The organism is Pseudomonas sp. FA-1 (assembly GCF_056856075.1).
On the sequence record NZ_JBWXTH010000005.1, the window covers coordinates 1 to 10,998 of the forward strand.

Consider the following 10,998-nt stretch of genomic DNA (forward strand, 5'->3'; position numbering starts at 1 on the left):
GGGGCCGGATGCAGGAGCCAGCGGTTTTTGCCTACTTTTGCCCAAGAGCAAAAGTAGGTCGCCGTAAAGGCGAAAAGCGCCAGTGGCGCCACCACCCAAAACGAATGTTGTCACAATCTAAAAGCCCAAGCCCAAGCCCAAGCCCAAGCCCAAGCCCAAGCCCAAGCCCAAGCCCAAGCCCAAGCCCAAGCCCCCTCACCGCTCCCGAAGCGCCTCCGTCCGCGCCTTGAGCACCGGCTTCAACAGATAATCCAACACACTCTTCTGCCCCGTGATGATATCCACTGTCGCCACCATCCCCGGAATGATCAACAAAGGCTTCCTGTCCCCGCCAAGGTGGTTCTTCTCGGTCCTCACCTGGATCAGGTAGAACGCATTCCCCTTGTCATCGGTCACCGTATCCGCGCCGATCAATTCGAGCGTGCCCTTGAGCCCTCCATAGATCGTGTAGTCGTACGCCGTAACCTTGACCATCGCCGTCTGTCCCGGATGCAGGAACGCCACATCCTGCGGGCGGACTTTGGCCTCGATCAGCAGGTTGTCCTCGATCGGCACGATCTCCACCAGGTCGCTGCCCGGCTGTACCACTCCACCGATGGTATTGACCTTCAGCAACTTGACGATCCCACGCACCGGCGACACCACCGTGGTGCGGTTGACCCGGTCGTCGATGGCGATGCTCGAGGCGGTGATCTTCGACAGTTCCGTGCGCTTGTCGTTGAGCTCCTTGGCAGCCTCGGAGCGGAAGGTCGCGTCGGACTCCTGGATCTTGCTCTTGATCTCCGCCACTGCCGCCTCCGCCCGTGGTATCGCCAGGCTTGTCGCGTTGAGCTGGCCGCGCGCTTCCACCGTGCGCTGCTTCAGGCGCAGGATCTCCACCGGCGAAATCGCCCCGGTGCCCACCAGTGGCGTCGACATGTTCAGCTCCTGCTGCAACAGCCCCAGGGCCGAACGATACTGCTCGACCTTGGAGCGGAACTCGGCCAGTTCCTGGGTCTTCTGCCGCAGTTGCTCGTTCAGGGTCTGTTTCTCGCTGGCCAGGCGACGCTGGCGCGATTCGTACAAGGCGACCTCATCTTCGGCCACTTGCGGAGCCTTGGCGCGGACTTCGTCCGACAGCGCCAGCGGGTGCCCCTCGGCTTCGGCCGACAAGCGTTCGACCTGTGCGGTCAGGGCGTAGCGATCGGCCTCGCTCTCACCCTTGTTGGACAGGAACCGCGTATCGTCCAGGCGCAGCAGTGTCGCGCCCTTGTCGACCATCTGCCCCTCGCGCACGAAGATCTCGGTGACGATGCCGCCTTCCAGGTTCTGCACCACCTGCACCTTGCTCGAGGGGATGGCCTTGCCTTCGCCCACGGTGACCTCGTCGATCACCGCGAACTTGGCCCAGGCCAAGGCCACCAGCAGCAATGCGGCGGCCAGCCACACCGTCAGGCGAGACAGGCGCGGGGCGTCCTGCAAGGTCGCGCCGGCCAGCTCCGGCATGTAGTCGCGCTCGGCGCTCTTGCCGGCGCTCTGGACGTAGCTGCGTACACTGTGCACGATTGCCATGGGAGCCTCCTAGAGCGCTGCGCCGATGCGGCCCTTGCGCAGGGCGTCTATGACCGCATCCTTCGGCCCGTCGGCAACGATCTTGCCGTTGTCCAGCACCAGCAGGCGGTCCACCAGGCTGAGCATGGACGTGCGGTGGGTGACCAGCAGCACGGTCTTGCCTGGCACCCAGGCCAGCAGGCGTTGGCGCAATTGCTCCTCGCTGCTGTTGTCCATGTGGCTGGTGGGCTCGTCGAGGATCAGGATCGGCGGCTCCAGCAGCAAGGCGCGGGCCAGCAGCACGGCCTGGCGCTGGCCGCCGGACAGCAGCTGGCCCCGTTCGCCCACCGGGCGGTCGAAGCCCATCGGGTGCAGGCGCGCCAGCTCGCTGACGCCGGTCAGTTCAGCCACCTCCAACATGCGCGCATCGCTCACGTGACGTGCGCCGAGGGTGAGGTTGTCGCGCAGGCTGCCCGCCAAGAGCGGCAGGTCGTGGGCCACATAGCCCATCTGGCTGCGCAGGTCGGCGATGTCCAGCTGGCGCAGGTCCAGGTTGTCGAGCAACACCTGGCCTTCGTCCGGATGGTGAAAGCCCATCAGCAGGCGGGCAAGGGTGCTCTTGCCCGAGCCGCTACGGCCGATGATGCCGATGCGTTCGCCTGGCTGGATGCTCAGCCGCACGTCCTGTAGGGCCAGGGCGCTCTGCCCTGGGTAGCGGAAGTTGACATGGTTGAACGCCAGGCCACCCTGCAGCGTGGTGTGTTCCAGCGTCTGGTGCTCGGCCTGGCGTTCCTGGGGCAGGGCCATCAGCGCATCGGTGCTGCGCATGGTCAGCTGGGCCTGCTGATAGCGGGTGATCAGCCCGGCGATCTGGCCCAGGGGCGCCAGCACGCGGCTGCCGAGCATGTAGCTGGCGACCAGGGCCCCGACGCTGAGGTTGCCGGCGATGATGCTGTAGACCCCGGCGACGATGGTGGCCATACCGCAGAATTGCTGGATGAACAGCGTACCGTTGCTGGCCAGGGACGACAGGTTGCGGGCATGGACGTCGAGGCGGGCGATGGCGCCGTTGGTGTGTTCCCACTGGTATTGACGCTCGCTCTCGGCACCGCAGGCCTTGAGGGTTTCAAGCCCCCCCAGGGTCTCGATCAGCAGGGCCTGGCGTACCGAGCCCAGGCTCAGGCTTTTCTGCACCGTGTCGCGCAGGCGCGCCTGGATGAGCAGGGCGAAGCCCACGGCGAGCGGGAAGGCCACCAGTGGGATCAGCACCAGCCAGCCGCCGATCAGGCCGATCACCAGCAGCATCAGCACCACGAACGGCAGGTCGATGATGCTGGTCAGGGTCACCGCGGTGAGGAATTCACGCAGGCCCTGGAAGTCATGGATGCTCTGGGCGAAGCCGCCGATGGTGGCTGGCCGCGCTTTCATGGCCATGCCGGTGATGCGTCCGAAGAGGGTCGCCGAGAGGATCAGGTCGGTCTTCTTGCCGGCCTGGTCCAGCAGGTGGGCACGCACCATGCGCAGCACCAGTTCGAACGCCGTGCCGACGAACAACCCGCCCACCAGGACCCAGAGCGTGGAAAGGGCCTGGTTGGGCACCACCCGGTCGTAGGTCTGCATGACGAACAGCGGCACCATCAGCCCCAACAGGTTGATCAGCAGGCTCGCCAGCAGGGCGTCGCCGTACAGCCAGCGTGAATGCCTGAGCGTGTCGCGAAACCAGGCATCGACCCGCGGCATCAGCGGCGTGCGCAGGTTTTCCAGAGTATGCCGTGGGCGGGCGAACAGCGCCTGGCCGGCATAGGCGTGTTCCAGCGCGTCGCGTTCGACCCATTGTTCACCGCCATCGGCCTCGCAGGGCAACAGCAATGCCCGGCCATCCTCGCCCCAGCGCTGCAATACCGTGCTGCGGCCGTCATTCAACAGCAGCAGCACCGGCAGGTTGAGCGCTGAAATGGCGGCCAGGTCGCGCTGCAGCACCCTGGCCTGCAAGCCCGCACGCGCGGCGGCGCGGGGCAACAGCGCCAGGGGCAGGCGCTGGTCGGCCAGGGGCAGACCGCTGCACAGGCCGGCACGGCTGGCCGGGCAGCCATGCAACCTGCACAGGATCAGCAGGCCATCGAGCAACGGATCATCAACATCCAGGCGCGGTTGCGCGCTTTGCATACTGGTCACGATGGCCTACTCCTGCCACAGGGGGAGGAATCCGTTCCGGACGAACAGCCTGGCGCGTGCGAACGCTACCGCATGTCAGGCAACCGGGCTTCGTTGCGTACTTCGCTCTTGGCAATGGCTTCCGGTGGCAACGAGACACGTTGCTTGCTCAGCAGCTCGCCCATGTTCGCCAGCACCCGGTACATCGAGAACTCCTCGGTGTAGCGCACCTCGGTGTAGCGGCGGTTGGCGTTGTACAGCTCGTTCTCGCTGTCGAGCAGGTCGAGCAGGGTGCGCTGGCCGAGGCCGAATTGGTCCTGATAGGCCGCGCGTACCCGCTGGGTGGTCTCGGCGTATTCGCGGGCGGTCGGGGTCTGCTTGCGTGCGTTGTTCATGGCGTTCCAGGCCAGGCTCAGGTTCTCGTTGAGCTCGCGCAGGGCATTGTTGCGGATGTCCATGGCCTGGTTGATCTTGTGCGCGTCGGACTGCAGGCGTGCCTTGTCGCTGCCGCCGCGGAACAGGTTGTAGTTCAGCTCCACGCCGGCCTGCCAGTCATTGTTGTCGTGGCCGCGCTGGCCAGCGGTATTGTTGTTCGCGCCGGTGGCCAGTACTGCGTCCAGGCGAGGGTAGAAGGGTGACTTGGCCACTTCGTACTGCTGCTCGGCCGCATTCACGTCGGCCTGGGCCGATTTCAGGTAGGGGTTGTTCTCCAGCATGCCCTGGCGTGCCTGTTCCAGGGTAGTAGGCACTTCACCCTTGATGGTCACGGGGGTTTCCAGCTCGTCGGGCATGCGCCCGACCACGCTGTAGAAGTTGGCCTCGGCGTCGGCCAGGTCGACTTCTGCGGTGTCCAGGTTGTTCTCGGCCAGGGCACGACGGGCGCGGGACTGATCCAGGTCGGCGGTGCTGCCCACGCCGCGCTCGCTGCGCAGGCCGATCTGGTCGTTGACGCGCAGGTGGGCCTGCAGGTTGTTCTTGGCCAGGGTCACCAGTTCGCGGCGCTTGAGCACTTCCAGGTACACCTCGATGGCGCGCAGGGCCACGGTCTCGGCCGTGGCCTGGGTGTAGTAGGCGCGTGAGTTGGCCACCGCTTCGGTACGGCCCACTTCGTTGGCGGTGTTGAAGCCATCGAACAGCATCTGCCGCAGGCGCAGCTCCGACTGGGTGTAGGTCAGGGTTTCCTTGTTGTGGTTGCGCGAGCCGTCGGCATTGAAGCCGCGGGTATTGGTGTTGTCCGAGCGTTGCCGACCGTAACCTGCGACCAGATCGACGGTCGGGTAGTAGCCCCCGCGCGCGAACTTCACATCCTCGTCGGCCGACAGCCGGCTGTTACGGCTGGCGCTGATCTCCGGGTGCTGGTCCACGGCATTCTGGACGGCTTCGGTGATCGACATCGCCTGAGCGTTGGTACATGCCATGGCCAACAGGATTGCACTGGTGATGGGGGTTAGGACGCGCATGGGGTACATCTCCCTGATCTTGAAAAGGTCCCGCAATCGCCAAAAAAATGACGAAAAATGAGGGTCAAACCGTTTCAGGTTTGTAACAACACAGCTAAGAACATTTACTGACCGAGCTAAGAAGATTTCTTCATAAGAGTTATGCGAAAAAAAACTTATGCGGTCTAAGAAATACCCGACATTGTTCTATTCAAAGTCGTCCGCTGAATCAGCGCTACGCGTTGTTTTTCGGGCATCTCAGAAAAGTTCCCGTTTTTCTTGCAGCTTAGGGCAGGGGAGTCGCGAAGGGATACAGGCAAAATGATATTTGGCGACAGTTTATTGACATATGTCATGTGGCCATCTCGTTTTGCCGCCTTCCTCGTCGAGCGTCGGGCAACGGTTGTGATTCGCTGTGGAATCACGCGCCTGGCAGGCCGATCCGCACCTTCCGTTACAGGCCTCGGTTGCAGGAACCCGTCGGCAGCAATGGAGGCGTGGATTCATGGCTAAATCACTCGGTGTGGTCAGCAAGATTGTCGGTCAGGTGTTTGCGGTCGGTAGCGACGGCACCCGCCGCCTGTTGGTCGAAGGCGACCGCGTGTTTGCCGGGGAGCAGCTGGAAACTGGCGCTGCCGGGGCCGTGGCCGTGCGCCTGAACAACGGTGCCGAACTGACCTTGGGGCGCGACAGCAGCCTGGCGTTGACGCCACAGTTACTGGCCAACCATGCAGGCCATGTGCACACCCCCGAAGCGATGACACCCTCCCAGGCCCAGCTCAGCGACGTGGAGCGCCTGCAAAAGGCGATCGCCGCCGGCGCCGACCCGACCCAGGAAGCCGAAGCGACCGCAGCCGGGCCCAACAGCGGCAGCGCGCCCGGGGCATTGGGCGGAGGGCACAGTTTCGTGTTGCTCAGTGAAGTGGCCGGCCGTGTGGACCCGGTGATCGGTTTCCCCACGGCCGGGTTCAACGGTATCCCTGAGTTCGCAGACCTCGATGTCGGAGATTTCCGCTTCGACGACGACTTGCCCCCGGTTGTGGACAACCCTGTGAGCCTGCAGGGGCTGGACGTGGCCGGCAGCGAACTGACCCTGAACGAGGCCAACTTGCCCGAAGGGTCGGCCAGCAATGCTGGCTTGTTGACCCAGGCCGGGACGTTCACCGTGTTGGCCCCGGACGGTGTGTTCAACCTCAATGTCGGCGGTATCAACGTCGTCACCGGCGGCGTTGTGACCGGGGTAGGCCAATCGCTGACCACCGGGCTGGGCAATGTGTTGACCATCACCGGCTACGACCCGGCCACCGGTACGGTCAGCTACAGCTATACCCTGGCGGGCACCCAGGGGCATCCTTCGGCTGCTGGGGCCAATGCATTGGCGGAGCAGTTCACCGTGCAGGCCAGCGATGTCGATGGCGATGTGGCCAGCGGCAGCCTGGATGTTCGCATCGTCGACGATGTGCCGCGGACCGTGGACGACGGTAACCTGGCCAGTGCCAGCGAAAGCCAGCAGGTGCTCACCGGCACTGTGCTGGCCAACGATATACAAGGCGCCGATCGCATGCCGCAGGGGCCGATCACGCCGGGTACGTTCGTCGGGACCTACGGCACCCTGGTGCTGAAGGCCGATGGTTCCTACACCTATACGCTCAACAGCAGCGACCCGGATTTCACCCAGCTGCATGGCGGTGGCACAGGGGTGGAGCAGTTCACCTACACCCTGACCGATGCGGACGGCGATGCCAGCACGGCAACCCTGGTGCTCAACGTCACCAACCTCGATGATCCGGTCACTTTGGGGGGGCTGGATGTGAGTGGCGGCGAACTCACCGTCCACGAGCGCAACCTGGGCGATGGCAGCAGCCCGGACGCTGGCGCACTGACCCAAGGCGGCAGCTTCACCGTGGCCGCGCCCGATGGCCTGCAAAGCCTGACCGTGGGTGGCATCGCCGTGGTCAGTGATGGCGTGACCGCGGGTTTCCCGCAGTCGCTGACCACGGCGCTGGGTAATACGCTGACCATTACGGGTTACAACCCCAGTACAGGCGTTGTGAGCTACACCTACACGCTCACCGATAACGAAGCCCATCCTAACGCCAATGGTGCCAACAGCCTGGGCGAGCGTTTCACGGTCGTCGCGACCGATACCGATGGCAGCAGCGCTTCGGGGGGCATCCAGGTCAATATCGTCGACGATGTGCCGTCCGCTGCGCCGGACAGCAATGCGACCACGGCCACCGAGCAGCACACCACCCTGACCGGCAATGTCTTGGGCAACGACGTGCAGGGCGCAGATCGTGTGCCTGGCGGCCCGATCACGGCCGGCACCTTCGTCGGCACCTATGGCACCCTGGTGCTCTCGGCCGATGGTTCCTACACCTATACGCTGAACACCAGCGACCCGGACTTCTTCAACCTGCACGGCGGTGGCAGCGCTGTAGAACAATTTATCTACACCCTCACCGATGCCGATGGCGATCTCAGTACGGCCACATTGCAGTTGAATGTCGCCAACCTCAACGACTCGGTCTCTCTTGATGACCTTGGTGTGAACGGTGGCGAGCTGGTCGTCCAGGAACGGCACCTTGGCGATGGAAGCAGCCCTGACGCCGGTGCGCTGACGCAAGGCGGTTCGTTCACCATCACCGCACCTGACGGCTTGCAGAGTCTGACCGTAGGCGGCATCAGCGTGATCAGCGGTGGCGTGGCGGCAGGTTTCCCGCAGTCGATCACCACACCGCTGGGCAATACACTGAGCATCACCGGCTACAACCCCGGCACTGGCGTGGTGAGCTACAGCTATACCCTCGTCGACAACGAGGCGCACCCGGATGGCAATGAAACCAACAGTATTGGAGAGAGCTTCACGGTCGTTGCGACCGATACCGACGGCAGCAGCGCCACGGGCAACCTCGATGTCAGCGTCGTGGATGATGTGCCCACGGCGGTTGGCGATACCAATGCCACGACGGCCACTGAAAACCAGCTGGCGCTGACGGGCAACGTATTGGCCAATGACGTGCAGGGTGCGGACCGTGTGCCGTCCGGCCCGATCACGGCCGGTACTTTTGTTGGCACCTACGGCACTCTGGTGCTGTCGGCCAATGGTTCGTACACCTATACGCTCAACACCAGTGACCCAGATTTCTTCAACCTGCATGGCGGTGGCAGCGGGATCGAGCAGTTCACCTATACGCTGACCGATGCCGACGGCGATGTGCGTACTGCAGTGCTGGAGTTGAACGTCACCAACCTCAACGATCCAGTGACGCTCACCGGCCTGGGCGTACAAGGTGGTGAGCTGACCGTTTACGAGAAACATCTCGCCGACGGTAGCAGCCCTGATGCGGGGGAACTGACCCAGACTGGCTCGTTCACGGTCACCGCCCTGGATGGCCTGCAAACCCTGACCGTAGGCGGCATCACCGTGGTCAGCGGTGGCGTGGTCGCGGGCTTCCCGCAGTCGGTCACGACCGGGCTGGGCAATACCCTGACCATCACCGGCTACAACGCCAGCACTGGCGTGGTGAGCTACAGCTACACGCTGACTGACAACGAAGCTCATCCAAATGGCAACGAAGCCAACAGCCTGAGCGAAAGCTTCACGGTCACAGCGACCGATACCGATGGCAGCACAGCCAGCGGCGACATCGATGTGAATATCATCGACGACCTGCCAACAGCGGTAGGCGACAGCAACGTCGAAACGGCCACCGAGCAGCACACCACGCTGACCGGCAATGTGCTGGGCAACGACACCCAGGGCGCCGACCGCGTCCCAAGTGGCCCGATCACGGCCGGTACCTTCGTCGGCACCTACGGCACCCTGGTGCTGTCGGCCAATGGCTCGTACACCTACACGCTCAACACCAGCGACCCAGACTTCTTCAACTTGCACGGCGGTGGCAGCGGGATCGAGCAGTTCACCTATACGCTGACCGATGCCGACGGCGATGTGCGCACCGCGGTACTGGAGCTGAACGTCAGCAACCTCAATGACTCGGTGACCCTGGATGGCCTGGGCGTGAATGGCGGTGAGCTGACGGTCTACGAGAAAAACCTGGCCGACGGCAGTGCACCGGATACACCAGCCTTGACCCAGACGGGTTCCTTCACGGTCACTGCCCTGGATGGCCTGCAAACCCTGACCGTAGGTGGCATCACCGTCGTCAGCGGCGGCGTGGTCGCGGGCTTCCCGCAGTCGGTCCTGACGGGACTGGGCAACACCCTGACCATCACCGGCTACAACCCCAGCACAGGCGTGGTGAGCTACAGCTACACACTGACTGACAACGAAGCCCACCCGAACGCCAACGAAGCCAACAGCCTGGGCGAAAGCTTCACGGTCACGGCGACCGATACCGATGGCAGCACAGCCAGCGGCAACATCGATGTGAACATCATCGACGACCTGCCGACCGCCGTAGGTGACAGCAACGTCGAAACCGCCACCGAGCAACACACCACGCTGACCGGCAATGTGCTGGGCAACGACACCCAGGGCGCCGACCGCGTCCCAAGTGGCCCGATCACGGCCGGTACCTTTGTCGGCACCTACGGCACCCTGGTGCTGTCGGCCAATGGTTCCTACACCTACACGCTCAACACCAGCGACCCGGACTTCTTCAACCTGCATGGCGGTGGCAGCGGGATCGAGCAGTTCACCTATACGCTGACCGATGCCGATGGCGATGTGCGCACCGCTGTGCTGGAGCTGAACGTCAGCAACCTCAACGATCCAGTGACGCTCACCGGCCTGGGCGTACAAGGTGGTGAGCTGACGGTCTACGAGAAAAACCTGGCCGACGGCAGTGCTCCGGATACACCAGCCTTGACCCAAACCGGCAGCTTTACCGTCACGGCGCTGGATGGCCTGCAAACCCTGACCGTAGGTGGCATCACCGTCGTCAGCGGCGGCGTGGTCGCGGGCTTCCCGCAGTCGGTCACGACCGGGCTGGGCAACACCCTGACCATCACCGGCTACAACCCCAGCACAGGCGTGGTGAGCTACAGCTACACGCTGACTGACAACGAAGCCCACCCGAACGCCAACGAAGCCAACAGCCTGGGCGAAAGCTTCACGGTCACGGCGACCGATACCGATGGCAGCACAGCCAGCGGCAACATCGATGTGAACATCATCGACGACCTGCCGACCGCCGTAGGTGACAGCAACGTCGAAACCGCCACCGAGCAGCACACCACGCTGACCGGCAATGTGTTGGGCAACGACACCCAGGGCGCCGACCGCGTCCCAAGTGGCCCGATCACGGCCGGTACTTTCGTCGGTACCTACGGCACCCTGGTGCTGTCGGCCAACGGCTCGTACACCTACACGCTCAATGCCAGCGATCCGGACTTCTTCAACCTGCATGGCGGTGGCAGCGGGATCGAGCAGTTCACCTATACGCTGACCGATGCCGACGGCGATGTGCGCACCGCTGTGCTGGAGCTGAACGTCAGCAACCTCAATGACTCGGTGACCCTGGATGGCCTGGGCGTGAATGGCGGTGAGCTGACGGTCTACGAGAAAAACCTGGCCGACGGCAGTGCACCGGATACACCAGCCTTGACCCAAACCGGCAGCTTTACCGTCACGGCACTGGATGGCCTGCAAACCCTGACCGTAGGTGGCATCACCGTCGTCAGCGGCGGCGTGGTCGCGGGCTTCCCGCAGTCGGTCACGACCGGGCTGGGCAACACCCTGACCATCACCGGCTACAACCCCAGCACAGGCGTGGTGAGCTACAGCTACACGCTGACTGACAACGAAGCCCACCCGAACGCCAACGAAGCCAACAGCCTGGGCGAAAGCTTCACGGTCACGGCGACCGATACCGATGGCAGCACAGCCAGCGGCAACATCGATGTGAAC

General features: G+C 63.7%; 4 protein-coding genes. 1 reads left to right on the forward strand and 3 read right to left on the reverse strand.

Going from position 1 to position 10,998, the window contains the following annotated elements:
• Positions 1–195: 195 nt before the first annotated feature.
• From AC1MHZ_RS10725 to AC1MHZ_RS10735, 3 genes are all read right to left on the reverse strand, one after another.
• Positions 196–1,551: an HlyD family type I secretion periplasmic adaptor subunit gene (locus AC1MHZ_RS10725; protein ID WP_084857436.1), complete on the reverse strand. Its 1,356-nt coding sequence runs from the start codon at positions 1,549–1,551 to the stop codon at positions 196–198.
• Between the two features lie 9 nt (positions 1,552–1,560).
• On the reverse strand, positions 1,561–3,696 hold the full coding sequence (locus AC1MHZ_RS10730; protein WP_482966405.1) for a type I secretion system permease/ATPase: 2,136 nt from the start codon (positions 3,694–3,696) through the stop codon (positions 1,561–1,563).
• Positions 3,697–3,770: 74 nt separating this feature from the next.
• The gene (locus AC1MHZ_RS10735) at positions 3,771–5,144 is read right to left on the reverse strand and encodes a TolC family outer membrane protein (RefSeq protein WP_084857438.1); all 1,374 of its coding nucleotides are present in this window, start codon (positions 5,142–5,144) and stop codon (positions 3,771–3,773) included.
• A 484-nt stretch (positions 5,145–5,628) separates the two neighbouring features.
• Here AC1MHZ_RS10735 and AC1MHZ_RS10740 point away from each other — a divergent pair.
• A partial coding sequence (locus AC1MHZ_RS10740; RefSeq protein WP_482966337.1) for a retention module-containing protein occupies positions 5,629–10,998 on the forward strand: 5,370 nt, incomplete at its 3' end.

Excerpts from the sequence above, each read along its gene's own strand:
- AC1MHZ_RS10735 (WP_084857438.1), bottom strand. The coding sequence starts at position 5,144 with ATGCGCGTCCTAACCCCCATCACCAGTGCAATCCTGTTGGCCATGGCA.
- AC1MHZ_RS10725 (WP_084857436.1), bottom strand. The coding sequence starts at position 1,551 with ATGGCAATCGTGCACAGTGTACGCAGCTACGTCCAGAGCGCCGGCAAG.
- AC1MHZ_RS10730 (WP_482966405.1), bottom strand. The coding sequence starts at position 3,696 with ATGCAAAGCGCGCAACCGCGCCTGGATGTTGATGATCCGTTGCTCGAT.